27 protein-coding genes are annotated in these 24,655 nt (G+C 32.8%); 6 read left to right on the top strand and 21 right to left on the bottom strand.

The genetic code is table 11. The annotated features are described in order from the left end of the window. Nucleotides 1–141 precede the first annotated feature (141 nt). From AB1282_RS18705 to AB1282_RS18745, 9 genes are all read right to left on the bottom strand, one after another. Complete coding sequence (locus AB1282_RS18705) at nucleotides 142–642, bottom strand: N-acetyltransferase family protein (RefSeq protein WP_429899799.1); 501 nt, start codon at nucleotides 640–642, stop codon at nucleotides 142–144. Between the two features lie 359 nt (nucleotides 643–1,001). Further along, the gene (locus tag AB1282_RS18710) at nucleotides 1,002–1,373 is read right to left on the bottom strand and encodes a VOC family protein (RefSeq protein ID WP_056465813.1); all 372 of its coding nucleotides are present in this window, start codon (nucleotides 1,371–1,373) and stop codon (nucleotides 1,002–1,004) included. 190 nt (nucleotides 1,374–1,563) lie between these two features. Further along, nucleotides 1,564–2,046 carry a heme-degrading domain-containing protein gene (locus AB1282_RS18715; RefSeq protein ID WP_429899801.1) on the bottom strand — a complete coding sequence of 161 codons (483 nt, stop codon included), beginning with the start codon at nucleotides 2,044–2,046 and terminating at the stop codon, nucleotides 1,564–1,566. Between the two features lie 11 nt (nucleotides 2,047–2,057). Continuing rightward, nucleotides 2,058–3,098 carry an oxidoreductase gene (locus AB1282_RS18720; protein WP_429899803.1) on the bottom strand — a complete coding sequence of 347 codons (1,041 nt, stop codon included), beginning with the start codon at nucleotides 3,096–3,098 and terminating at the stop codon, nucleotides 2,058–2,060. Then, on the bottom strand, nucleotides 3,085–3,873 hold the full coding sequence (locus tag AB1282_RS18725; RefSeq protein WP_429899805.1) for a DeoR/GlpR family DNA-binding transcription regulator: 789 nt from the start codon (nucleotides 3,871–3,873) through the stop codon (nucleotides 3,085–3,087). Before AB1282_RS18725 ends, AB1282_RS18720 begins: the two co-directional genes overlap by 14 nt. Before the next feature lie 180 nt (nucleotides 3,874–4,053). Then, complete coding sequence (locus AB1282_RS18730; protein WP_056465819.1) at nucleotides 4,054–4,464, bottom strand: hypothetical protein; 411 nt, start codon at nucleotides 4,462–4,464, stop codon at nucleotides 4,054–4,056. A 181-nt stretch (nucleotides 4,465–4,645) separates the two neighbouring features. Continuing rightward, nucleotides 4,646–4,855 carry a hypothetical protein gene (locus AB1282_RS18735; protein WP_056465822.1) on the bottom strand — a complete coding sequence of 70 codons (210 nt, stop codon included), beginning with the start codon at nucleotides 4,853–4,855 and terminating at the stop codon, nucleotides 4,646–4,648. Between the two features lie 463 nt (nucleotides 4,856–5,318). Next, nucleotides 5,319–6,437 (bottom strand): RtcB family protein, encoded by a 1,119-nt coding sequence (locus tag AB1282_RS18740; RefSeq protein ID WP_429899807.1) that lies wholly within the window; start codon nucleotides 6,435–6,437, stop codon nucleotides 5,319–5,321. 238 nt (nucleotides 6,438–6,675) lie between these two features. Further along, entirely contained in the window at nucleotides 6,676–7,230 is a 555-nt protein-coding gene (locus AB1282_RS18745) for a histidine phosphatase family protein (RefSeq protein WP_429899809.1), read from the bottom strand. Nucleotides 7,231–7,424: 194 nt separating this feature from the next. Between AB1282_RS18745 and AB1282_RS18750 the strand changes: the two genes are divergently transcribed. Continuing rightward, a complete protein-coding gene (locus AB1282_RS18750; protein WP_429899811.1) occupies nucleotides 7,425–8,000 on the top strand; it encodes a hypothetical protein in 576 nt (191 codons plus the stop codon). A gap of 105 nt (nucleotides 8,001–8,105) precedes the next feature. On the opposite strand, the gene AB1282_RS18755 is transcribed toward AB1282_RS18750, so the two are convergent. Then, complete coding sequence (locus AB1282_RS18755) at nucleotides 8,106–8,804, bottom strand: diphthine--ammonia ligase (protein WP_429899813.1); 699 nt, start codon at nucleotides 8,802–8,804, stop codon at nucleotides 8,106–8,108. 285 nt (nucleotides 8,805–9,089) lie between these two features. Between AB1282_RS18755 and AB1282_RS18760 the strand changes: the two genes are divergently transcribed. After that, a complete protein-coding gene (locus AB1282_RS18760; RefSeq protein ID WP_056465834.1) occupies nucleotides 9,090–9,326 on the top strand; it encodes a hypothetical protein in 237 nt (78 codons plus the stop codon). Nucleotides 9,327–9,454: 128 nt separating this feature from the next. Here AB1282_RS18760 and AB1282_RS18765 read toward each other — a convergent pair whose 3' ends face one another. Both AB1282_RS18765 and AB1282_RS18770 read right to left on the bottom strand, forming a co-directional pair. Continuing rightward, a complete protein-coding gene (locus tag AB1282_RS18765; protein WP_390312290.1) occupies nucleotides 9,455–9,781 on the bottom strand; it encodes a hypothetical protein in 327 nt (108 codons plus the stop codon). Between the two features lie 148 nt (nucleotides 9,782–9,929). Beyond that, nucleotides 9,930–10,403: an NUDIX hydrolase gene (locus tag AB1282_RS18770; RefSeq protein ID WP_390312288.1), complete on the bottom strand. Its 474-nt coding sequence runs from the start codon at nucleotides 10,401–10,403 to the stop codon at nucleotides 9,930–9,932. Nucleotides 10,404–10,561: 158 nt separating this feature from the next. Here AB1282_RS18770 and AB1282_RS18775 point away from each other — a divergent pair, with 158 nt between their 5' ends. From AB1282_RS18775 to AB1282_RS18785, 3 genes are read left to right on the top strand one after another with little or no spacing between them, the layout of a single operon-like run. Further along, nucleotides 10,562–10,690, top strand: coding sequence for a cytochrome c oxidase subunit 2A (locus AB1282_RS18775; protein ID WP_429899815.1), 129 nt, complete (start codon nucleotides 10,562–10,564; stop codon nucleotides 10,688–10,690). Between the two features lie 14 nt (nucleotides 10,691–10,704). Further along, nucleotides 10,705–11,175, top strand: coding sequence for a cytochrome c oxidase subunit II (locus AB1282_RS18780; protein WP_429899817.1), 471 nt, complete (start codon nucleotides 10,705–10,707; stop codon nucleotides 11,173–11,175). Between the two features lie 8 nt (nucleotides 11,176–11,183). Next, a complete protein-coding gene (locus tag AB1282_RS18785; protein WP_429901181.1) occupies nucleotides 11,184–12,839 on the top strand; it encodes a b(o/a)3-type cytochrome-c oxidase subunit 1 in 1,656 nt (551 codons plus the stop codon). A 183-nt stretch (nucleotides 12,840–13,022) separates the two neighbouring features. Here AB1282_RS18785 and AB1282_RS18790 read toward each other — a convergent pair whose 3' ends face one another. From AB1282_RS18790 to AB1282_RS18830, 9 genes are all read right to left on the bottom strand, one after another. Further along, nucleotides 13,023–13,838, bottom strand: coding sequence for a formate/nitrite transporter family protein (locus tag AB1282_RS18790; RefSeq protein WP_429899819.1), 816 nt, complete (start codon nucleotides 13,836–13,838; stop codon nucleotides 13,023–13,025). A 16-nt stretch (nucleotides 13,839–13,854) separates the two neighbouring features. Further along, complete coding sequence (locus tag AB1282_RS18795; protein WP_429899821.1) at nucleotides 13,855–14,571, bottom strand: sirohydrochlorin chelatase; 717 nt, start codon at nucleotides 14,569–14,571, stop codon at nucleotides 13,855–13,857. A gap of 4 nt (nucleotides 14,572–14,575) precedes the next feature. Then, entirely contained in the window at nucleotides 14,576–16,000 is a 1,425-nt protein-coding gene (gene cobA / locus AB1282_RS18800; RefSeq protein WP_429899823.1) for a uroporphyrinogen-III C-methyltransferase, read from the bottom strand. Between the two features lie 3 nt (nucleotides 16,001–16,003). Beyond that, a complete protein-coding gene (gene nirD / locus AB1282_RS18805; protein ID WP_429899825.1) occupies nucleotides 16,004–16,321 on the bottom strand; it encodes a nitrite reductase small subunit NirD in 318 nt (105 codons plus the stop codon). A 25-nt stretch (nucleotides 16,322–16,346) separates the two neighbouring features. Further along, entirely contained in the window at nucleotides 16,347–18,746 is a 2,400-nt protein-coding gene (gene nirB / locus AB1282_RS18810; RefSeq protein ID WP_429899827.1) for a nitrite reductase large subunit NirB, read from the bottom strand. 221 nt (nucleotides 18,747–18,967) lie between these two features. Next, entirely contained in the window at nucleotides 18,968–19,357 is a 390-nt protein-coding gene (locus tag AB1282_RS18815; RefSeq protein WP_429899829.1) for an iron chaperone, read from the bottom strand. A gap of 18 nt (nucleotides 19,358–19,375) precedes the next feature. Further along, nucleotides 19,376–20,614 (bottom strand): MFS transporter, encoded by a 1,239-nt coding sequence (locus AB1282_RS18820; RefSeq protein ID WP_429899831.1) that lies wholly within the window; start codon nucleotides 20,612–20,614, stop codon nucleotides 19,376–19,378. 306 nt (nucleotides 20,615–20,920) lie between these two features. Then, a complete protein-coding gene (locus AB1282_RS18825; RefSeq protein ID WP_429899833.1) occupies nucleotides 20,921–22,543 on the bottom strand; it encodes a flavin-containing monooxygenase in 1,623 nt (540 codons plus the stop codon). Nucleotides 22,544–22,596: 53 nt separating this feature from the next. Further along, nucleotides 22,597–23,547: an alpha/beta hydrolase gene (locus AB1282_RS18830; protein ID WP_429899835.1), complete on the bottom strand. Its 951-nt coding sequence runs from the start codon at nucleotides 23,545–23,547 to the stop codon at nucleotides 22,597–22,599. 143 nt (nucleotides 23,548–23,690) lie between these two features. Here AB1282_RS18830 and AB1282_RS18835 point away from each other — a divergent pair, with 143 nt between their 5' ends. Beyond that, nucleotides 23,691–24,389: a response regulator transcription factor gene (locus AB1282_RS18835; RefSeq protein ID WP_429899837.1), complete on the top strand. Its 699-nt coding sequence runs from the start codon at nucleotides 23,691–23,693 to the stop codon at nucleotides 24,387–24,389. Nucleotides 24,390–24,655: the final 266 nt, after the last annotated feature.

Consider the following 24,655-nt stretch of genomic DNA (forward strand, 5'->3'; position numbering starts at 1 on the left):
ATCCCAATAACTTTTAAGGCAAATCCACGCTTTTCTTCATTATAGTCTCTTTCTAGAACTACAACTATGCAAATCGCAAACAGTCCTAAAAAATTGGGTAAAGCGTCCTTTTAAGTTCTTATTCTACTAAAATAGAAGTAATTATAATACCTTAGCCATATAATACTCATCGAAGCTTTTACCATCTATTAGTAAGGAACTTCTTTTTGTTCCTTCAATTTCATACCCCATTTTTTTATATAAACCTACTCCCGCTTCATTCTGCTTTACAACAGTTAATTCGAATCTGAATATACTATGATTAATTGCCCATTCCTCTAATGCTTGAAATAATTTTGTCCCTATTCCCTTACCTGTATATTCCTCTAAAATTCCAACGACAAGATAGACGGAATGTTTCTTTCTTTTTGCGGTACTACCAATTGCAAACGCATAACCAACTAATATTCCAGAAGTCTCTTCCGCTACAAATATCGTAGAATTTGGTGATTTTTCAATAACTTCTAACTGTTTTCGTTGTTTTTCAGTTGTTAAATTCCTTTCTCCTGCTCCATAAAGCATAAAATCCTCCTGGTTTTCAACTTCTATAATTAGTTTTGCAAAACTTTCTGCATCCTCTACTTTGATTTCTCTAATTTTCACTGTTTACCCACCTTATGTATTGATTTTTTTCACAATTAAATTGCGATTGTACGATTAAGAAAGTGAAGATTCTAATGATCTTTGATAGACGAATATCTTCGTTTGTTATAGGATTCTCGTAAAGTTTTGTTCGTACGAATAGCTCTTTAATATTCGATATGTTGGCATTGAATCCCTTTATTTCAAGAAACTGAAACCTTACCAATTCGTGTTGATCGTGACCCATTTAAAAATGGCTTTGTTAAATAGTATTATAGTTTTTCAGGCAAAAAAAATGGGAACGTCTGATTTGGACGTTCCCCGTTCTTATTTCCGTAAAGCACCCGATCATGAAATAAGGTAATTTATTTATTATAACCTTACCAGTGTACTTGAAGTTTATTACCATTTGGGTCATAAAAGTGGAAAAAGGCGTGACCATTATCTTCTTTTATATCCTCGACCTTAACTTGATGATCAATTAAGTGTTGATGAAATTTAGTTAATTCTGGACTTGTAAAGCCAATGCTAAATTCTTGTTTATTATCAATTGTAAAATGTGCAAATGTTTTATCTTCAGTAGGAACTAAGATAAGTAAGAAAGGTCCTTCATTTACTTTTAAAATCGCAAGTTTCTCAGTATTATTTAATAGCTGGAGCCCTAATACATCTCTATACCATTGAGCAGAAAGTTCTAAATCATTTACAGGAATTCTTATATAATGTACTTGTTCAATAAATGATTTACTCATAGCCTTGTCTCCTTTATTTAATCTGACATATCAAATAATTCCCTTTCTATCTACCTTTTTCCTCCCGTTAATTGAATTAACCTGCTATTGATTTGGTAAATTATGTCATTAAAACTAACTCGCTCTCAGTAAATTTTACAACTGTGCAAGCAAAACAAATAACACATTATTCTTTAATTATGCTTTAAAATTAAATCCTTTTATTTAGGAATTTGGCTAATGCCTCAACTATCAAGTTATGATCATCCTCCTGAGCTAAACCCGAAACTGTAATAACACCAATTACGCCCGATCCTACAATTTTAATAGGAAATGCCCCACCATGTGCAGCAAACTCATATGGACTGGCTGCGTAAAATTCATTATATGATCTATTTTTCATTTCGTTGTAAAGTCTCATATAATAAGAACTGCAATGATGACGGAGAACAATATTAGATTTTCGCTTGATCCATAAATCTTGGTCTGGCGATGTATGATCCATTGCAAAATGGAATATACTTTGACAATTTTTCAAGATATTTATAGCAACTGGTTTATCAAACCTTTTAGCTGCTTCAATAATTAACAAACCAATTTCTAAAGCATCTTTATTTGAAAAACTTTTAAATAGTAGATTTTCTTCTTGTTTCCTTACCTCTTCAAGTTTTTGTTGAATTGTTTTCTCTTCCATACAAACTCCAATTATAGATCGATCACTTTCTTTTCTTCACTACTTTTAAGTGCTGCTTCAATGATTTTAATAACAGATAAGCCTTCTACACCTGTAACGGGAGGATTTGAACCATTTAAAATACTTTCAGCAATTTTCTTGTAATAAGTTGTATATGAGCCCAGTATTGTTTCAATCGTTTCTTCCACTTCTTTTTCACCGTCAATAGAATAGAGCTTTCCATAGAATTGTGCTTCATCAGTTCCCCATGTTTGTTCAGTTGGTTTTTTACCTTCTTTTAGTGCAGCTTCTTGTCCATCTATTCCATACTTAATAAAGCTACCTTTGTTTCCATGTACTTGAAAACGTGGTCCATTACTTGGGATGATGGAACCAGAATGTAAGATTACACGTAGCTTGTCATATCCTAAAATAATATGGAAATAATCATCTATTTCTGCATTTTCTCTTTGTGCAAATACATCCGCAAAAATGGATTGAGGCTGTCCAAAAAGGGTTAAAGCTTGATCAATTAAATGTGAACCTAAATCATATAACATGCCAGAACCAGGACCTTGCTTTTCTCTCCATCTATTTCTTACTTCCGGTCTATAACGGTCAAAATGAACTTGATAAGTATTGATTTCTCCTAGCACACCTTCATTTATTAACTTTTTAACTGTTAAAAAGTCGTTATCCCATCTTCTGTTATGATAAACGCTTAGTACTCGATTCTTTTCTTCAGCAATCTTAATTAGCTCTTCTGCTTCCCATGTTTCCACTACCATCGGTTTTTCTAAAATGACATGTTTACCCGCTTCTAAACTTTGTTTTGCCATTTTATAATGCATACCACTTGGCGTAGTAATGACAACTAAGTCAATCAATTCATCATTTAGAACCTCATCTAAACTGCTTACTACCTCTACATCTCCTAAATCTTTTTGGACATCTTCCTTTTTTGAACTAACAACTTTTATCAATTCAAATTCTTCTAATTCACTAATAAATGGTGCATGGAACGTAGCTCCGGAAAAACCATATCCAACTAAACCAACCTTAATTTTTTTCATCCGAAATCCTCTCTCTTTCCTCTTCTTCTAAACTAATTAAATGAATATTGTATTCGGTTATTTTTCTTTTAAATTCTTCATCTGGATCTTTGTCTGTAATAATGATGTCTATCCCCTTAATATCACATACTTTGTGCAGAAAGACTTTTTCAAACTTTGTATGATCTGCCAATAAAACTACTTGTTTTGCACAACTAATCATTTTTTTCTTTAAAAACGCTTCCTCTTCATCAGGTGAAGTTAGTCCGTCAGTGCTAATTCCACAAGCACCAAGAAATAGCTGATCAACTTTGTAGTCATTAAGTGTCTCAATTGTTCTAGGGCCAACTAAATTTCTATTTTTCCGATTAAATTTTCCTGGTAGCATAAAGGTTTGAATTTCTTCATACTCACCTAATAAATCAACTATATCAATTGAATTTGTAATCACATTTACTTGTTTACCCGACATAAATTTAGAAATGAGTGCACAAGTTGATGAAGTATCCATCAATAAGTCACTAGTTTCACGAATAAGTAATGCGGCTCTTTGCGCAATTTTCTCCTTGTCCTCTGTTGTATTTCGTTCTTTATATTCGATTAAATTTCGATTAGAGGTTGGAAGTGTTGCTCCACCCTTTATTCTCAGAATTTCCCCGCGTTCTTCTAGTTTGACGAGATCTCTTCTTGCTGTATCCCTTGAAACGCTAAGCATTTCACATATTTCTTCTAAAGTAATCTCACCATTTGAAGCCAAATACTTTATTATCAAAGCTAATCTTTGTTCTTGATACATAGTTTAAAGCCCCTTTGTGTATGTCCTTAAGTTTGAATTCTAAAGATATTATATATAATTATTTTAAGTATTTCCATAAAAAAACTTAAAAAACTTAATTTAATTACGTTATATAAGTTTTCAAGGATTATATGTACATAAAAAAAGACGGTAATGAAACTTACCGTCTTTAAAAACTAATTATAAAAATTTAATTTGGTGGAATAGATGATTTTTGCCATTCCATTCGATGATAAATTCTTCAATCCCTAAAACTGCAGTTTCTGGTTTTGACACTTGATGATCAATCCATTTCTTAAGTTTAGGTAATACATCATTATGAAATTGAGATTTCGCCTTCTCTGGATAAATAGTTTGTGAGATTGGATAGAAATAAATTCTAATATCCTTATCTCTATTACAAGTAACCGATGCAACAACAGTACCGCTGATTTGTGGCGGTCTTGCACAACGATTATCAAATTCGAATTTTCTTGTCAGGCCAAATATAACACTGGCCTCATCTTTACTAGGAAGATTTAACTTTATTTGTTTTCTATTTGCAGCATACGTTTCAATTTTATTGAGATTTCTAAAAAAAACGATCTTCAATTTCGCACCTCCTAATAATGGTCGCAACAATATAATTTCTACTTCATTTAATTTATGCCCCTACTAATAATCATATTGACCTACTTTGAAATAATCACAATAAAAAAAATCGACAAAAATGTCGATTATGATAAAAGCTATTAAACTATTTGAGTTATGATTGCATTTAGTCATAAAAAAATTAATTAATATAGTATACTAGTCCTCCGATACAAATAAAAAAAATACCAATAACTCCTGACCATAATGAGAATAGATCCTTATTTAAGTGTCCTAACTTAAAAAAATCATCTTTCACAACTCTTTGTTGTTCTGGAGTTTGAAATGCACCTATGAGTATTCCAGAAATGAATATAAAAATTGCACCAATAATAAAACAAATTTTCACCAAATTTATTCCACTCTCCTTTAAGAGTTATATTCTAAGGAGAATTAGTAAATCCCTTTATTATTTGATCCACTTATATAATCGAGTTAACGATTAAACTCCAAAGAAAATTTCCAACTAACAACGATATTCCAATATATAGAACAAAAATGAGAAGTACTACTAAGAACCTTTTAAACTTATTCAACATAGTATTCCCCCCATTATGTAATAAGATTAGGTGTCAATATAAGACAATTAATATAATTGTATACTGAGAATGTGGAGAAAGAACTTAAGTGGTTAATTTTTCCTTTTCAATTACTATAGACGTCATATCTTTCTGTTAGCTAAGTGTCCTAATGTATTTTCTTTGTCAGATTGTTTTCTGATTTTGGGTGAAATTTACAATCAAATTGTTTAAAATTTGTTTTAGTATTAATTCGTATGTTTTGAAATCGTGAAATAACCTCTCTAAACAGAGAGGTTATTTGTCGGCTTTTAGATTGTATACCGGTTTCATAAAGAAATCGATGTCAATTTGTTCAGTAATATTTTCTAATATTAATTTTGGTTTTTTATATACCATTGGTGATTCATCGACTGTATGTTTGTTGACTGAAGTTGTAAATACGCCTTTCATTGCTTTTTGATAAACATCTAAATCGACTTTATATGCTGCGTCAGTTCGACTCATAATTCGTCCTGCTCCATGTGGTGCTGAATAATTGTAGTCTCCTGAACTTTTACCTTTTCCTACAACACATCCATATGCCATATTAAATGGGATGATTATCTCTTCACCTTCACTAGCTGAAATTGCGCCTTTTCTTAGAATATTGTTTTGAAGGTCGATATAATTATGTACCGATTCAATTTTTTTAATTGATTCAATATCGAGTTTAAAATATTTTTCAATGATGATTTTAGCAATCATTTCTCTATTTAGCGAAGCGAAATGCTGAGCAATTGATAGATCTCTTAAATATGCATCTTTGTCTTCCTGTTTAGATAAATATTCGTATCCTTTATAATTTTCTCCGAATAATTGTTTCATATTTTCTTTAGCGACATTCATATGATGTTTTGCTATTTCAAATCCAAAATTTCTTGAACCCGTGTGGATTACAAGCCAAAAGTGGTTATTCTCATCTTTATCAATTTCAATAAAATGATTTCCCGAACCTAGCGTTGCAATACTGTTCATTACATACATGTAGTTAAGATTAAGTCTTTCAATCGCTTCAGCAATCTCTACCGGTTCGATTACTGGTTCCTCGTGAATATTTGAACCAATCGGGATATTTTTTCGGATGAACTTATCAAGTTTTTCACTCTTAACTGTTTTCATTCTCCCTAGATGGTATGCGCTGACTCCACATCCAATATCTACACCGACGATCGAAGGAATAATAAAGTCATTCAATGTCATCGTAAAACCTACCATGACGCCTCCACTAGATATATGGCAGTCTGGCATGACAACAATATTTGAATTTGCAAAGCATTCTGTATCCAAAATTGTTTTTAACTGTGTAATAACATTTGTATCAACATAATCAAGTAGTATTTTCCCATTATTGTGTTTTCCGTTAAATTCGATCATTTATGTCCTCACTTGTATTTTTCTAAAACAAATCTACTTTTTCATTCAGTCACGTCCAATAACCATTAAGTAGAAATAACTTATAAATATTATACCATCTCTTATTCTATGATTCTGCAATTTCTACCATATTCAAATACAACATGTATTAGAAGATAACAAAAAAAGAAATTTCGAAATTGAAATTCCTTTTAATTAGAAAATTCTTTTTTTCTATCTACGCGAATGGACTATTTCATTAACGCCATATTCTATTCACTTCAATTAATGCCTCACCTTCAAAAGTTAATTTATAAATATCTGGCATCGCAAGCTCGTTCCAAAAATTAAAATCGTATTTTTCATCAAAAAAATTCATAATTAGTACCATCATATTGCCATGTGTACCAATAGCAATGTTTTTACCAGAATAATTTTTTAATAGATTATTTATTGCTTTTATTCCTCTTTTTTGAGCTGTATAATTTGATTCTCCACCATTCCATGATCGATTAAAGTCCATCCATACTTCTCTTATTGCATCATCAAAATTCACAACAGGCTCTTGTGATAGAATTCGCTCTTTAAAATTTTCTTCAATCATTATTTCTAAATTTAATGATTTGGCGAACTCTTCAACTGTTTGAATTGCACGTTTAAAAGGACTTGAAATAACGTAATCGATTTTTTCGTTTAATAGTAATTCAGTAACAATCTTTGTATCAGAAAATCCTCTATTAGATAATGGCCGGCCCAATTCATCAGGCGTATAAGATGAATGCGCATGTCTTACTAAGTATAAGTTTGTTATCATTAGAGTGCTCCCTTTTTATCTATTATTCTATTAATAATTTTAATTGAACAGAAATATTCATATCTTCTCCTAGCAATAAAATATAACAATTATCTTTTATAGTTATCCGACTTCGAATATTTTTTAAAGTATAGTTTTGAATAATTCAACTCAAACTAAATGAAAAATGATTATACAAGGTTTGGTGTAAATGGATGAAAAAAATTCGCATGACTACTTTCTTAATTATTTTCATTTTTTTTAGCTCTTCACAGTTAGCGCTATCAGAAAAGTTGAATGAAGTTTCTGCAATACTTACAGTTCAAGTAGGTCCCACAGCAGACTCCTCAGGAGAATCTGGTCAACCTATTAAAGGTGCTAGGGTTATTGTAATCAATTCATTCGGAAAAATTTTAGGTACTGAATTAACAGATTCAAAAGGAATTGCAAAAATAAATGTAATAGTAAACAAGAATCCTCTTTTTCCGAAAAAACAAATGGGTGAGGTTACGATTATTACTGTAGCAAACGGATATAATGAACAGATTGACTTTAGTGTACCAATCAATGAATTCAATGACCATACTGCTAAAGATTCGGTGTCACTGTTGATTGTGGATCCAAAAAGAAGAAATGAACCACGATTTATCAATGGTTCTTATCATCGGTTAACCGTATATGAAATGTTAGATGGTTATGCAAAGCAAGTCGGATTAACGAAACAAAATATTACGATGGATGCAGGGGCAGAGCCGCCTTGGGGACCAAATTTGAAAAAACAGCAAGATTGAACAATTCAAAGTGATTTACAGTTCGTTATAAAACCACAAAATAGACTGTTGCAAATTAACAGTCTATTTCAGGTATAACTCAACATTCTCGAATGTTATAAAACTTCATTCAAGAACTAAATCTGTATAACAGAATCTAGTTTCTCCTGTATAAACATCTGCAGTTAGCTTCTTTTCTCCAATACTAAACTGAATTGGCTGATTAAAAATAGGACCATCAAATACAAATGAATGGTATTCTCCATTCTCACCGCAAGGATCAACCTCTTTTGGAAGTTCGTTGATTAAATGATAATCTATTTTTTTACCAGAAAATTCTTCTGTTAATCTAGTTAAATCAACACAAGTAATAATCGTTTTATAGCCTAAGGAAATAAAGCGTTCAATCACATTTGTCGTACCTTCACCCCATAAAGGAAAAATTGCATTAATTCCTAATGGTTTAAGCATTTCCTCTCGATACTTTCGTACGTCTTCAAGAAATAAATCTCCAAATGCAATATATTCAATCCCTTGTTCCTTTAACTCTAAATTAACCTTTGTCATAATTTCTTGATATTTTTGATTAGAACAATTTTCTGGAATCCAAATTTTCTTTAATGGTAGACCGATTGAGTTTGCTTGTGCCTCCAATAATTCAACCCTAACCCCATGAATGCTTGTACGATTAAATCCTTCAGTTACTGATGCGATTAGTACCTCTACTTCATATTCATCTGAATGCAAAAGATCATGCAATGCCAAAGTTGAATCTTTACCACTAAAAGATACTGCTATTTTTTTCTTATTAATTGCGATTACCACCTTTTTTATATACTTTTCTAATAAAAATTTTAAGTCTCCTATTTGACATAGGTTCCATCATCTTCCATAAAAAATTATAGCATTTTTCAATTAATTAATATCATTTAAATAACATAAGGGCGGTAAAATGATTAATCTTCATAAATAGATAATAAATTTTTATAAAATAGCTAATAAATAACGAAGTGTGACTAACAGAAAAATAAAATTGACATACAACCATAAGGTGTTATAATTTAAATAACACCTTATGGTTGTATAAATACTATTTAGGAGGCAACAAGAATGGACAAGCAAGGTCAAGAAATGTTTTTAAATTTTATTTTACAAAGAGTTCAAGAAGGTAAAGAAGATGAAGCAAGGGAAATTCTTTTAGAAAACTTCAGAAAACAAGATGAAGGTACATTTTCATTAGAAGAAGTTCAACAATTTGTTCCTAAGATGATTTCTTTATTAAAGCCTGAGAAACTTGAAGAAGTTAAAGCAGTTGTAATGCAATTTTCTGGAAATTTTGGTAAATAACATGAAAAAAAACTCTGTCTATCAGAGTTTTTTACTTTATATTACATTTTTTAAAACTCCCTACCGAAATTCAACGCTCTATACGCTTCTAATAAATCGATTAGCATTTTCACCTTCGATCAATCTTTCTACTTCTCTAAATGTCTTTCAAAAATAAAAAATGAGTATAGTCTATACATTATTGCGATCAGCGCTAAAATTAACAAATAGATCATCGAATGGTCATCAATAAAAAATGTCGCGATACAAATCGCAAATGCTAAAAATGATAAAAAGTTCCCAGAAAAACCATTAATAGGTTGATTGTTTAGAAAAAGTGTTTTAACACCCTTTAGATCTTTTGCGTAACAATCTTCATGATAAGGAACGACTTGAAAAAACATCGTAGCAGTAACGAGATCTCCTCTAATCCTTATTTCCTTTAAACACCGATCGCAATAGACAGTTTTAGCCAATTAACACACCCCATTCTTTTTAATTCAACTTAATCATTCTTTCTATTTTTTTTAATCAATTCCTAGTAAACTATGAAAATTTTTTATATTTACTAACCGATCTAATTTGAATTCCCCCTTCTTGTTTTACTAGCAATTTGACATTCGATCATTCATACCCCAATTCCGGGTAAAATTTTGTTAAAAATTCATTTAAAATAACCTTGTGACTTTTAACAATATTATTTGGTAGTTCATTTGGATAAAAGAACTCAAATTTAATCGATTCCGAATCATTAACACTTAATTCCCCTTTATATTCTTTTGTATAATAAGCAACTGTAACAACAAAAAATTCATCTCCGTTTTCAGCTTTAACGAAGTTTTGTGGTCCTGAATAGACATTTATTAAGTTCAAGTGATCTACAATAAGTCCCGTTTCTTCAAAAACTTCTCTCTTGGCAACATCTTCAGTAGATTCCCCTAACTCCATCAGTCCCCCTGGTATTCCCCAATATCCATTTGGAAATTTCCTAAGTTGTAATAATAATCTACCGGATTGGTTAACGATGATTGTAACTGAGCCTACAAATATTAATGGTCTATGTCCAACAATTCCCCTTAAATCTTCAATATATCCCATTTTTACGCCCCCTCTTTATTACTATATTTTACCAGAAACCCTCTAATCTTGATTCCCTAATTGCTGTTTACTAATTTTCTTTTCATTTCCATGAATAGAAATTATTGGAAAAAAACAAACTAACTTTTAGTCTATATATTGAAATTGGAGGGATTAAATTGTCTTCAAAAAAAACTGAGCGAGAACAAGATCATGATTTAAATGGAACTTTCATCAGTGTCTTTATACTTGGAGTTTTCATTTTAATCTTATGGTTTAGCTTCTATGCTTTTTATTTACATCGCTAGTTAGGAGATTGTTCATGCATCTACATAAATTTGAAAAAATATGGTTAACATTTGGAATGATTTCATTAATTGTTTTCCTAGTAATTATCGGAATTACTGCCTTTCGTTCACATCTTCAGCCAGCAGGCGGAATGAACACGGTAAATCCTCAAACAGTTGAAAAAGCTGCTCCATTTAATCATCCAGGTGTGTACCAAAAAGATGATGGTACATACGAAGTCGTAATACTAGCAAAAACATTTGCTTATGCACCGAGTAAATTAAAGGTACCAGTTGGTAAGAAGGTGCGATTTGTTTTGACTAGTACCGATGTGACACACAGTTTTTCAATAGTAAATACAAATGTCAATATGATGGCTGTTCCAGGTCAAATTAATACGAAGGAGTATTCGTTTAAAAAGTCAGGAAATTATTTAATTTTATGTAATGAATATTGTGGAACGGGTCATTCATTTATGCAAACTACTATCGAGGCGGTGAAATAATGAATGAAATGATAGGAAGACCAGATCGTAAACTAGCATTAACACATATTGTAGTGGCATATCTTGCTTTTTTAATCGGTACATTTACTGGGCTTATGCAGGTTTTTGTGCGAAATAATGCACTTGAACTTCCAAAGTGGCTTGATTACTATCAAATTCTTACAGCTCATGGAGTGCTGCTTGCGCTTGTTTTTACTACATATTTTATATTTGGTTTCTTAATTACAGGAATGAGTAAAACATTAGGGGATTTTGGTTCGAAAGTACAGACATTTATTTGGCTAGGCTTTATTGTAATGACAATCGGAACAATACTTGCAGTGCTAGAAATATTATCAGGTCAAGCCTCTGTTTTATATACCTTCTATGCACCATTGCAGGCTAATGCTTGGTTTTATGTTGCCTTAGCACTTTTTGTAGTTGGTACATGGATCAGTGGATTTGCATTAGTTGGACATTATGTTGCTTGGAAAAAGAATAATAAAGGTAAAATAAGTCCTCTAATCTCTTTTATGACTGTAGCAACAATCGTATTATGGGTTATTGCCAGTCTCGGTGTAGCTGCAACAGTTCTGTTTCAATTCATTCCGTGGTCATTTGGATGGGTGGACACAATCAATGTGGAATTAAGTCGATCGCTTTTTTGGTTTTTCGGTCACCCACTTGTTTATTTTTGGCTACTCCCTGCTTATATAGGCTGGTATGCAATTATGCCAAAAATAGTTGGTGGTGAAGTATTTAGTGACTCTCTTGCACGACTCGCTTTTATCTTATTTCTTTTGTTCTCTATACCAGTAGGATTTCATCATCAACTTCAAGAACCAGGAATTTCAACCTTTTGGAAATTCTTACAGACTGTATTAACTTTTATGGTCATTATACCATCTTTAATGACAGCTTTCTCTATGTTTGCTGTGTTTGAGATTTCTGGAAGAAAAAAAGGTGCGAAAGGTTTATTTGGTTGGATTTTTAAATTACCATGGACGGATGTTCGGTTTACATCACTTTTCATTGCCATGTTATTTTTCGCGCCAGGTGGTGCAGGTGGAATCATCAATGCAAGCTATCAATTAGATGAAATTGTTCATAATACACTTTGGATTGTTGGTCATTTCCATATTACAGTTGGTACGCCTGTTGCAATGACATTTTTCGGATTAACCTTTTGGCTTATTCCTTATTTAACAGGGAAAAAACTTACAAAAGCATTCCAAAAATTAGCGTTTATACAGATTTTCACATGGGCTATCGGGATGTTTTTAATGTCAACTACAATGCATATTCTCGGAATTTATGGTGCTCCTAGACGGACTTCATATACAGATTATATGGGGCATCCTGCAGCAGCTAAGTGGTTTACTGGTTTATTCACAAATCATGTAACAGTTGCGGTTGGTGGATCTATTTTGTTTTTATCTGCTTTATTATTAATTTTTATTGTCCTACAAGCGTTATTCACTTTACCAACTGCGAATTCGAAAGAAGAAACAGTTGAATTCCCAGTTGCCGAAAGTAATACTGAAAACACACCTCGTATATTGGAAAACTGGTGGCTATGGATTGGCGTTTCCATTGTATTAATTGCAATTGCTTATACAATTCCTTTATCACATATGATGCATCAACATCATCCGACTGGCTCGGAAGGTTTCAAAACTTGGTAGGAGTGAATAAATTTGTTCATATTTACATTTTCATTAATTCTAGTATGTGTCATTGGTATCGTTATTCTTGTTGATTTAACAACAAAAGAGGAATAAAAAAGAGGTTCTCTCTTTATAAATTAAAAAGAAACAACCTAATGAGCTCAGGTTGTTTCTTTTTGTTTTTATTTTTATCAAAGTAAATTAAGATGCAATTTTATTTTCATTAATTTTAACGTTTGAATGTTTTTTATTTTTTGCTTCTGAACTAGAAATCCAGTAAGCTGCTCCAACAAATAAACTACCGCCAAGAATATTTCCAAGTGTAACCGGTACAAGATTTGAAATCATTCCAGCAAGGGTTACTGTTTCTGGGTGTTTAATAAGTAATGAGATTGATAATAATGTCATGTTTGCAACACTATGCTCAAATCCTGAAGTAATAAATGCAAACAAACACCAAAATACCATAATTAATTTTCCTGTTTCCGATTTCATTTTAAATGAACACCACAGTGCTAAACAAACAAGTATATTACAAAGAATTCCACGAACTAGTAATTCCATAAATGGTGCATTCATTTTTGCAGTAGCTGCATTATTAATAAAATCTGCTACGCCACCATTTGCCAATCCTGAGTAAGCAAATAATAACGCAACTAATACTGAGCCAAGAAAATTTCCTACATAGCTATAGCCCCATACTTTAAAAGTATCAAGCCAATTAACCTTTTTATCTAACATACCAATAGACATGATCATATTGTTTCCAGTAAATAAATCCGCTCCAGCCATTATGACTAAACTTAAGGCAATTCCGAAAGAAACACCCATAATAATTTTCGTACCCGCAAAACCAGTAGGTGCGAGTAGTCCACCGATCGTAAAGATTAATATTATTCCTAATCCTACAAAAAATCCTGCCATCATTGTAGGGACCATATATTTTGATTTACTTGCTTTGATTTGGTTTGACTTCGAAATAGCTACATTCCCAATTGAATTTATAACTTCTTTCATATTCATCACCCTATATTTAGATTTTAAACTTTTCTTGAATACGTTCTATCAGAGCTTGACTCATGAGCTCATCAAATTGTAAATTCCCACAAAGATAAAATTTTTCATTTTCAATGGAAATTCGTCTCTTAATTTTTTCAAGAAGTAATCCTGTAAATAATAAATACGGCATAATATAAATACTTTCAAATTCTTTACTCATTTTACTAATCATATCTTCTAACCTAGGTTTACCCGCTGTTAAAAAAGCTGTGCGAACCGGAACTTTCATTTGAGCTTCTACTGCATTTCCAATTTGCTCGAGCATTTCAATCGGCTCGGGGTCACTGCTTCCGCGTCCGACTAATAAAATTGCCGAGTTACTAGTTCCGTACGCTGACTGGGCACGCTTTTCTACAAGTTGGATCATTTTTTCATGAATACCAAATGGCTCAGATGTCGTAACTTTCACATGTGGAAATCGTTTTAAAATAATATTCAATTCGTCCGGAATATCGCGTTTATAGTGTCCTGCTGCAAATAATAATACTGGCACTACTAATATATGCCTAGCACCTTCTAAAATAATTTTTTCTAAAGTTTGTTGAATTGTTGGAGCAACTAATTCTAAAAATGCATACTCTTGATTTTGAATAGGAATCTCTTTGATTACAGATTGAATAAAGTGAATAAATTGCTCATTACCTTCTTGTTTGCGACTTCCGTGTCCAATATATACTACAGCATCAAACATGATTTCACTTCCAATCACCAAGCATTAATTCCTTTTGTAATTCTTCGTCAATTTTAGTAAATCCGCATTGTATTGCATATTCCTTAACCGATTCACCAATATATGCAAATGGTAAATTCAGTAAATGACTTTCATTCGTTTTCTTTAATTCTTTTATAAACCAATCAACTGATGATTGATTTGGAAAAATAATTGATTCCCATTTTGTTTCTTCAAGCATTCTTTGATTTATTACATCAAATCGTGAATCTGCAATATTTTCATGTGTGGCTATAAATTGTGAGCTTGATGGTAATTTCGTATCTTTGTCTACCGACCCTACAAATACTGAGTGGTTCTTATCTCCACTGTCCTTCTCAGCTAAAATTCCATACTTCTCAAGTTCCTTGCTTGTTTTCGGCGATATATACTCGATTTTATTAGGAAGTTTACGAACATCGAATTTTGATTGATACATTTTAGTAAAAAATAATTTCACACTTTCTGGCGAACAAAAGACGATTCTTTCTTTGCTTAGTGCATCCGCTACCTGATCATGTTGAATTGAAAGTTGAACTGATTTAAGCGTAGGAAATGCGTAAACTTCAGCACCGTTTTCTGATAAAAACGATTCTAATCCATTCTTTTCTACTGTTGCTGTTCCCTTAGCTAATAAAATTTTCCGACCGAAATACTTTTTCTTTTCAAACCAAGATATCTTTGAGCGTAATTTAACAACATCTCCAATAATTGTCATTGCAGGATTTGTAATTTCTTCTTTCTCAATAATTGATACGATTGAATCAATTGTTCCCTCAACAACTCTTTGTTTTCCAATTGTTCCCCACTGAATAACAGCTACAGGAGTATCCTTGGATTTACCATTCTTTATTAGGTGCGTACATATTTTAGGAAGATTACTTACCCCCATATAATAAGCAAGTGTGTCCCCTAACTGATCAGAACAATTCGATTCAATAAGATCTTCATTCTCCATACATTTATGGCCTGTTCTTAAGGTAAAACTTGTACTATATTCTCTATGTGTAACTGGGATTCCAGCATATGCTGCTGCAGCAATGCTAGAAGTAATTCCCGGAATAATTTCAAAAGGTATATCATGCTTTGAAGCTTCCTCTGCTTCTTCACCTACTCGTCCAAAAACGGAAGGGTCTCCGCCTTTTAATCGAACGACATATTTCCCATCTAGGGCGAATGTTACTAAAGTTTGATTAATCATTTCTTGACGCATAATATGTCTGTTAGGGAGCTTCCCACAGTAAATGAACTCACAATTTTCATTCGCTTCACGAAGTAGCCTTGGATTAGCAAGTCGATCATATAAAATGACTTCAGCAACTCGAATACATTTCAATCCTTTTTCTGTTATTAATCCTAAATCCCCAGGTCCTGCACCTACAAATGAAATAAATCCTGATTTTTTTTTCATAAGTTACACCGTAATATAAACATAACTGTCGATTACTTCGGTTTTATATGTTTTTACAGTTCCATCATCTGGTTTTTGAACTTCACCAGTTATTAATGAAATTTTCCAGTCACGAAGGGGGCAGTACACATATTCACCTGAAACAATCCCTTCAGCAAGTGGTCCATTTGTCCCTGGACAAATACCTTCGATTGCTCGAACATCTTCATTTGATAAACGGAATAAAGCAATTGATTCCCCTTTTATCACTACTTCTTTTCCAATTTGAATTGGTAAAGAAGCTAAATCTATAATTTTTATCTTCTCTTGTGTAGTGATCATTTTTTTGCTCCTCTCATGTTTGCAATTACTTTCTAATAACCTCATATAGATCTAATTGATTAGTAAGCGCTTGGCCCCATGCTTCTTCGTATGTTGATTTTGCTTGATCAAATTTCTCTACTAGAGCATTTTCTTGTTCTTTGTTTAACAATACTTCTTTAATGATTTCCACTCCGATTCGCTCTACCCAAGGAGCAGTTCGTTCTCCGTAAACTCCTGTTTCGCGATAGTATTGAACATAAGCTTTTGCCATGTGAACGACTTCTTCTTCTGTAGTTACAGTAGTTAACAAATCACATTCTCTAACTTCTGTTCCACCATTACCGCCAAAGTAAAGCTGGAACCCATTTTCCACACAGATTACTCCAAAGTCCTTAGTAAGCACTTCGGCGCAATTTCGAGGACATCCTGTAACACCCATTTTCATCTTATGTGGCGTATCAACCATTTCGATTGCTTTTTCTAATTGGATACCTAATCCTAATGAATCTTGTGTTCCAAATCGGCAAAATCGATTACCGACGCATGATTTAACATTTCTAAGAGACTTAGAGTAAGCATATCCTGAACGCATTCCTAATTCTTCCCAAACTTTAGGTACATCTTCTTTTTTAACACCATATAAACCAACACGGCTCGCACCTGTAACTTTTACTAAAGGTACGTTGAATTTATTTGCTACTTCACCAAGTTTAATTAATTCATCACCTGTCGTTACTCCCCCATACATTCGCGGTACGATTGAGAATGACCCATCTTTTTGAATATTTCCTTCCATTCTTTCATTAACGAAGCGTGATGATTTATCATCAAGATAATCATTTGGATACATCATTCTTAAATAATAATTTAGAGCTGGACGGCATTTTGAACATCCTTCTTCATTTTCAAACCCTAATACAATGCGAACCTCTCTAGGAGTTTGTAATCCTTTTTCTTTGATTTCATTTATAACTTCATCACGAGATAATGTTGTACATCCACACATACCAGGTTTTGCAGCATTAGGATCAAATGTAGCACCTAATGTAGCTGCTAAAATACTTTCAACCATTCCTTTACATTTTCCACATGATGCACCAGCCTTTGTGCAACTTTTCACATCTTCAAACGTAGTAAGTTCTTGTTCTAAAATTGATTGAACAATTGTACCTTTCGTGACCCCATTACATCCACAAACTGTATCATTTGCACTCATTGTAAGAACAAAATCTTCACCAGAGTCCTCACCTGATTTATGGAGAATAGAAGCACTTGTGTATTCTCTTATATTTGTTTCATTTTTCAACATGTTGAATAATCGATTTCCATCCGATGCGTCACCATATAAAACTACTCCAACAACTTTTTCATCTTTCACTATTACTTTTTTGTAAAGTCCAGCAAATTGGTCATTTACTATGATCGCCTGCATATCTTCTTCTTCATGGATAAATCCCCCAGAGAATAAATCACAACCAGATACTTTTAACTGAGTTGATAAAATGCTTCCTTTATATCCGTTTGTTAAATTACCAGTCATATGATCAGCAAGCACAATCCCTTGTTCATACAACGGTGCTACTAACCCATAAGTAGTTCCGTTATGCTCAGCACATTCACCCACTGCATAAATGGATGGTTCAGATGTTTGCATAAAATCGTTTACAACTATTGCACGGTTTGCATCGATTCCTGCTTCTTTTGCTAAAGAAATATTAGGTCTAATTCCAACTGCCATAACGACTAAATCACAATCTAATGAAGTTCCATCCGAAAAACTAATCCCTTCTACACGATTCGTTCCATTTATTGAAATCGTTTGTTTTTCCATTAAGAAGTTCATTCCTTGTGCTTCTAAATCTTTTTTTAGCATTTTCGCAGCAGTTTCATCTAATTGTTGTTCCATTAATGTAGGTAGTAAATGAACAACATAAACTTCCATTCCTCGATCAATTAAGCCTCTTGCTGCTTCTAAGCCTAATAGGCCTCCCCCAATTACTACTGCTTTTTTATATTTTTTTGCATAATCAATCATTAATTCAGTATCTTGAATTGTACGGAAACCGATTACACCTTGCAGATCATTTCCTGGAATAGGGAGTATAAAGGCACTAGATCCAGTAGCTAAAATAAGTTCATCATATAAAAGCGTTTTCCCTTTTTCTGTTTCAACTTTTTTTTCTGTTGTACATATTTTTGACACTTTTTCATTTGTGAGTAATGTAATTTGATTCTCTCTATACCAATTCCAATCATTAATATTGATTTCATCGAAGTTTGTTTTTCCTTGTAATACATTTGATAACATGATTCGGTTATAGTTTGGATAAGGTTCATCACCTATTATCGTAATTTCAAATAAATCTTTATTTCTTTTTAAAATCTCTTCTATACATCGAACTCCTGCCATACCATTACCAATCATCAATAATTTTCTTTTCATCTTTTCTAGCCCCCAAGTATACTTTGTGAAATTGTTCACAAGTTTTACTAAAAAAAATCAACTTCATCATTTATTAATTGTTTTTCCTATCTAAATACAAGTTTAGTATAACGGATAAAGTAATGTTTTAACGAAAATTATATGTCAAAATTTTGAACAAAAGCTTCAGCCTTTTTTCCAAAAAACCTCCAAAGCTAAAAATAGCTTTAGAGGTCCCGAACTTATTTTTTCTTTTTTAATTTCTCTTCTGCTTTTTTAATATCCTCAACTTCTCTATACTTTACAATCTTTTTTATTAGATCAAATGGAAGTGGATCGTTTAACGGAAATTGTACAGATCCTTTAGCACCTTTATAAACTGATAATTCTTGTTTAAATGCTGCAATACCACTTGCTCCAGGGTAAAATCCAATATGATGTTTAAATGCAGCAAAATGTACTAAATTTTTATTAAGCGCAAATGTAGGCATTTGGTAACTAATTCTCTCTACAGCATTTGGCACAACTTCTTTTACAGTTTTTCTTAAGGCTTGTAACTTTTCCTGAACATCTGGCTGAAATTGTAAAATATATTCATCAATCGTTTCAGAGGTTTTTTTAGTATTTTCCATAAAATCTCCTTTAGCAAATTATCCTGCTTTTTCTGTTTTCTCTCCAAAAAGTGAATTAATTCTTCTAAGTGAAGGGAATAAATACATCCAAAGTCCTGCAACTAATATCGTTCCAAGTCCACCCACAAATACAGCTGGTACCGCACCAATTAATCCAGCCATCGTTCCAGATTCAAATTCCCCGAGCTGATTTGAAGTTCCAATAAATAGAGAATTTACAGCATTTACTCTGCCTCTCATATCATCCGGTGTCTGTAGCTGAACTAGCGAAGAACGTATTACTACGCTGACTACATCCGAGGCTCCGATGATAAATAATGCAATTAATGAGATGACTAAGTTTGTTGAGATTGCAAATAGCATAGTTGCCAGCCCAAAAATACCTAACGCTCCAAATAATATTGGACCATATGATCTTTTAAGTGGAAAATAAGCTAAAATTAAAGACATGATTAATGCTCCAACAGCTGGTGCAGTACGCATTAGCCCTAAGCCCCAAGCACCTGTATGTAAAATATCTTGCGCATAAATTGGTAAAAGTGCTGTAGCTCCTCCGAGTAAAACGGCAAATAAATCAAGTGATATCGTTCCTAAAATGATTGGGTGCTTATAGACAAATTCTAACCCCATAAGCATTGTACGTAAAGTTACTGGTTCTGATTTTCGAATAAATTGACTGTCTAATTTTATAAAAAATGTTAGGATTGATGAAAGTAATAAAGCAATTGCTGACGTTGCATATACGTATGCTGGTCCTACCGAAAATAATACCCCACCAAGAGATGGCCCTAGTATTTGTGCTGTTTGACCTGCAGATGTACTCCAAGAAATGGCTTGCTGTAAAATAGACTTTGGCACAACTTGAGGTAATAATGCAGAAGAAGCAGGTCCTTCAAAAGTACGGCATGCACCGAGTATAAAAGCAGCAATTAATATTTCCTCTTTGCCAAGCCAATTAGCAAAATTACCATATAATAGAAGCCCTGCTATTATAGCTTCTACCATTTGGCATATGAGAACAATCTTCCGACGATCAACCCTGTCAGCAACTTGACCAACTACTAAAGTAAGTAAGACCATTGGAATAAATTGCGCCAAACCAACTAGCCCCAGACTAAACGCGTCATGTGTCAAATCATACATTTGCCATCCAATTGCCACCGATAGCATCTGAAATGAAGTCGAAGTAAACATACGAGAGACCCAAAAATTCGTAAATGAGGTCCCTTTAAAGATAGATTTTTTTGATGCAGACAAATTAAAACTCTCCCCTTTTTAACTCTAACAAATAGCAAATTGAATATTTATACTATTAATGAAATTTAAATACATATCATTATACTATTTTTACTCTGAATTTGTGGATTAATTCAACTTTCATTAAATGAATTTTAATACTTGGAGAGATCTGTTCTATTTACACTCCAACTAATTGTAAGTAAGCTATATTCATCTTTTCGCTGTTTTACTTACTCATGAACCACTTATGAAGTACTAAACTTTAAGCACATTGAAAAACACTTCTCTATAAAAAGAAGTGTTTTTCAATGTGTTGTATTCTAATTAATGAACTGCTGTTGAGGTTAATACAAAACCTTCATATCCATTTGTTGCTATTTCATCACATTTTTTACGATATGCTCCTACACCACCAAGGTAAATTTGAAATCCTCGTGGTTTTCCTTTAATATTTGCCCCGGTGTACCATGAATCTGTTTTTGTAAATAGCGTTGCTTCTGCAACTTCCCTACAATGTTGGCTCCATTCATTCTCTGCATCAACATTAGCTTCAATAATATCAATTTCTTTCGTACGTAAGAACTGAATACAATCAGCGATCCATTCTACGTGTTGCTCAATTGAAACTGGCATGTTGCTAAGTACTGAAGGACTTTCAGGCCCAGTAATCATAAACATATTAGGGAAACCTGCATTAGCAATTCCAAGATATGTTCTCGTTTGTGCTCCTCCGTCCCATTTTTCTTTCAAACTAATTCCATCTTTTCCTTTAATATCAATCTTCATTAATGGTCCAGTCATTCCATCATACCCAGTAGCAAATACAATCACATCTAATTCATATTCATTGTTGATTGTTTTCAACCCATTAGGTGTAATTGATTCAATTGAATCGTTCTTCACATCAACTAAAGATACGTTTCCACGATTATAGGTTTCGTAGTAATTTGTATCAATAATTGGACGTTTTGTCCCATAGTAATAGTATGGCATTAATTTTTTGGCAACTTCTGAATCATGTACAATTTCACTAATTTTTGATCTTATAAATTCAGCAACTGTCTCATTTGCTCTTTCATCAATTGTGAGATCAGTGAAAGCCCCAAAGAGTCCAAGTCCACCATTTTTCCAACTATCTTCATATATTTTGTTTCTTTCTATTGGATTGACCTCTAAAGCTGATTGTGTAGGTGGTACAACCGGTTGGCCGCCAGTCGATTCTCTCATTTGTTTTTTAATTTTTTTAAAGTTTGCTTTAGATTTTCGTATATATTCCGGGTCATAAAGATGGTTTCTTGCTGGTGCACTATATTGAGGTGTACGCTGGAATACAGTTAGATGACCTGCCTGTTCTGCAATAACTGGAATAGCTTGTACCCCGCTCGAACCAGTTCCAATAATTCCAACACGTTTACCTTTAAAATCAACTACCTTATTTCTTGGCCAGTGACCCGTATGGTACCATTCACCTTTGAATGATTCGATTCCTTTGAAATTAGGTACATTTGCCGCTGATAAACACCCCACACCAGTAATAAAATATTTAGCCGTTACATTCGTATGATCATCTAAATTGATCGTCCATCTATTATTTTTCTCATCATAATGAGCTGATTGAACCCTTGTATTAAATTGAATATCTGAGCGCAAATCAAATTTATCTGCCACAAAATTTAAATATCTTAAAATTTCAGGTTGCTCTGGATACCTAGACGTCCAAGTCCATTCTTTATATAACTCTTCTGAAAAAGTATAATTATAGTAAACACTTTCTGAATCACATCTTGCGCCTGGATAACGATTCCAAAACCACGTTCCTCCTACACCTTCACCTGCTTCATATACACGAACTGAGAGTCCATCCTCTCGTAAGCGGTGAAGCATATATAGCCCCGAAAAACCAGCACCAATTACAATTGCATCAAAGTGTTGAATGTTAGTTTTCATTTGGTATCCTCCTTTTATAAATAGATTTATTTTTATTTTTTTCAGACTTAAATTTACCTTTTATTTAATACTGTTTGATCCACTTTATTTAAAAACTCATCAATTCGATTGATTGACTCTTCAATTCGCTCAGGAAACACTGCCATATTTGTAAAGTATCCATGAACTAGTCCTTGTTCACAATGCAGCTCTACATTTACTCCAGCCTCTTTTAAACGTTTACCATATTCAATTCCTTCATCTCGAAGTACATCATTTTCCGCTGTAATAATAAGAGCAGGGGGTAGGTTCGTTAAATCTTCAGCTACAAGTGGTGAAACATACTTATTTCTAGCATCTTCTTTGGAATTTATATAATGATTTCCAAACCAAATCATTAAATCTCGATCAAGTCCATAGCCTTCTTGGAAATCTAAATAAGATTTTGAATCATAAGTTAATGCAGTAACAGGATAAACCAGCACTTGTGCGACAACTTTTGGTCCGTTTTGATCTTTGGCAGCTTGTGAAACTACCGCAGCAAGATTCCCTCCAGCACTATCACCGCCTACAACGATATTGGAAGCGTTTCCATTAAATTCTTTAGCATGTTCACTCACCCAATTTAATGCAGCAAACGAATCTTCAAATGGGATTGGAAACTTGTATTCCGGAGCAAGTCGATAATCTACTGAAACAACGATTCTTTTCGTACGGTTAGCAAGCATTCTACAACTTGCATCCGATGTTTCTAAATCACCAATAACCCAACCGCCACCATGGTAATACACAAATACTGGTAAAGGACCTTCACCTTTAGGAGTGTAAATTCTGATTTTAATTGTTTCACCTTGTCCCACTTGAATTAATTTATCTTCAACTTTCGCTAATGAAGCAAGTTCTACTTCAACTGGTGGAGCATCTGCAAACATTTCTCTTACAGCTTCCGGTTCCATTTTGTGAATTGCTGGCATTTGATTAAACATCTCCACATATGCTTTTGCTTTTGGATCTAAATTAGCCAATTTACATCTTCCTTTCAGATTGGATTTTAATTTACTTTCGAGATCCTATATCTCAAAAAGCCTATCTAAAGGGTATAACTTTTAGTATAATTAGAATATTCCTAATTTTGAATATATAATATCCCTAAAAAGGAGATGATAACGTGGTATCTGACTATACCATTCAAGAACATATTCGAAAACTTGAAGTTAGTACAAGTCATGAAGAACATATGTACAATATTCTTGATATCTATATGAATCTTTTCCCCGTTCGAAATGCTTATTTATTTAGATATTCTCCTTTTGGATTTTTAGGTGAAGGCATTATTTTGATTTCAAATGATGGATTATCACATATACGAGAGATAAGAGATGATATTCGTTCGCTCCCAATCATCTTTTCAGCAATTTGTGAGCGAAAAGCAAAGTTTTGTTCAGGGATTGAATACTTAAAACAAACGAGTAGTAAATATATCTTCCCTTCTAGTGTTAACTCTATGATTGCTGTGCCAATCTGTTTCGGTTCAGTAGTTGTTGGATATATTTGTTCAACGGAATTTAAAGATGATTTTATTAATATGGATGATAAACTACTCTCTTCATTTACATACTATGGTAAGTTAATTGGTAAATTTTTAGAAAATACAACTGGGGCTTATCATTCAATCATTTTAAGTAAAAGAGAATTAGAGGTAATGAAACGCATTGCTTGGGGAGAAAGCACAAAAGAGATGGCAGATTCCATGAATATTAGTGAACTTACAGTAAAACAATATGTGAAATCTGCTATTAAAAAACTTGGTGCTAACAATCGCTCTCATGCTGTTGGTGAATTAATTCGAAAAGGAATTATTTCTTAAATTTTGAAAGCGCTTTAAAAATAAAAAAAGCACTAATCCTTTTATGCAGGAGATTAGTGTCAGACTGTTGAAGTATAAAAGGTCTATAAGGAAAACAAAATTTAGGGGAATTGAATTGATGTTAAAATTCATTTTTTTATATTTAGTAACGATTTTAAATGTTAAAGTGTTTCAACAATTTTAATATACCAACAAACTATAGTAATTGTTTTTTCAAATTTTAGATATATCGTTTTAAATGATTAGTTTATTAGTTAATGTTCGAT

The organism is Gottfriedia sp. S16(2024) (assembly GCF_050473765.1).
Taxonomy (GTDB): Bacteria; Bacillota; Bacilli; order Bacillales; family Bacillaceae_G; genus Gottfriedia.

What these genes read in the sequence shown, in the direction of transcription:
- AB1282_RS18745 (WP_429899809.1), bottom strand. Translation starts at nt 7,230, where the DNA reads ATGATAACAAACTTATACTTAGTAAGACATGCGCATTCATCTTATACG.
- AB1282_RS18720 (WP_429899803.1), bottom strand. Translation starts at nt 3,098, where the DNA reads ATGAAAAAAATTAAGGTTGGTTTAGTTGGATATGGTTTTTCCGGAGCT.
- AB1282_RS18740 (WP_429899807.1), bottom strand. Translation starts at nt 6,437, where the DNA reads ATGATCGAATTTAACGGAAAACACAATAATGGGAAAATACTACTTGAT.
- AB1282_RS18785 (WP_429901181.1), top strand. Translation starts at nt 11,184, where the DNA reads ATGATAGGAAGACCAGATCGTAAACTAGCATTAACACATATTGTAGTG.
- AB1282_RS18760 (WP_056465834.1), top strand. Translation starts at nt 9,090, where the DNA reads ATGGACAAGCAAGGTCAAGAAATGTTTTTAAATTTTATTTTACAAAGA.
- nirD (WP_429899825.1), bottom strand. Translation starts at nt 16,321, where the DNA reads ATGATCACTACACAAGAGAAGATAAAAATTATAGATTTAGCTTCTTTA.
- AB1282_RS18790 (WP_429899819.1), bottom strand. Translation starts at nt 13,838, where the DNA reads ATGAAAGAAGTTATAAATTCAATTGGGAATGTAGCTATTTCGAAGTCA.
- AB1282_RS18815 (WP_429899829.1), bottom strand. Translation starts at nt 19,357, where the DNA reads ATGGAAAATACTAAAAAAACCTCTGAAACGATTGATGAATATATTTTA.
- AB1282_RS18725 (WP_429899805.1), bottom strand. Translation starts at nt 3,873, where the DNA reads ATGTATCAAGAACAAAGATTAGCTTTGATAATAAAGTATTTGGCTTCA.
- AB1282_RS18825 (WP_429899833.1), bottom strand. Translation starts at nt 22,543, where the DNA reads ATGAAAACTAACATTCAACACTTTGATGCAATTGTAATTGGTGCTGGT.
- AB1282_RS18750 (WP_429899811.1), top strand. Translation starts at nt 7,425, where the DNA reads ATGAAAAAAATTCGCATGACTACTTTCTTAATTATTTTCATTTTTTTT.
- AB1282_RS18715 (WP_429899801.1), bottom strand. Translation starts at nt 2,046, where the DNA reads ATGGAAGAGAAAACAATTCAACAAAAACTTGAAGAGGTAAGGAAACAA.
- AB1282_RS18780 (WP_429899817.1), top strand. Translation starts at nt 10,705, where the DNA reads ATGCATCTACATAAATTTGAAAAAATATGGTTAACATTTGGAATGATT.
- AB1282_RS18770 (WP_390312288.1), bottom strand. Translation starts at nt 10,403, where the DNA reads ATGGGATATATTGAAGATTTAAGGGGAATTGTTGGACATAGACCATTA.
- nirB (WP_429899827.1), bottom strand. Translation starts at nt 18,746, where the DNA reads ATGAAAAGAAAATTATTGATGATTGGTAATGGTATGGCAGGAGTTCGA.
- cobA (WP_429899823.1), bottom strand. Translation starts at nt 16,000, where the DNA reads ATGAAAAAAAAATCAGGATTTATTTCATTTGTAGGTGCAGGACCTGGG.
- AB1282_RS18795 (WP_429899821.1), bottom strand. Translation starts at nt 14,571, where the DNA reads ATGTTTGATGCTGTAGTATATATTGGACACGGAAGTCGCAAACAAGAA.
- AB1282_RS18710 (WP_056465813.1), bottom strand. Translation starts at nt 1,373, where the DNA reads ATGAGTAAATCATTTATTGAACAAGTACATTATATAAGAATTCCTGTA.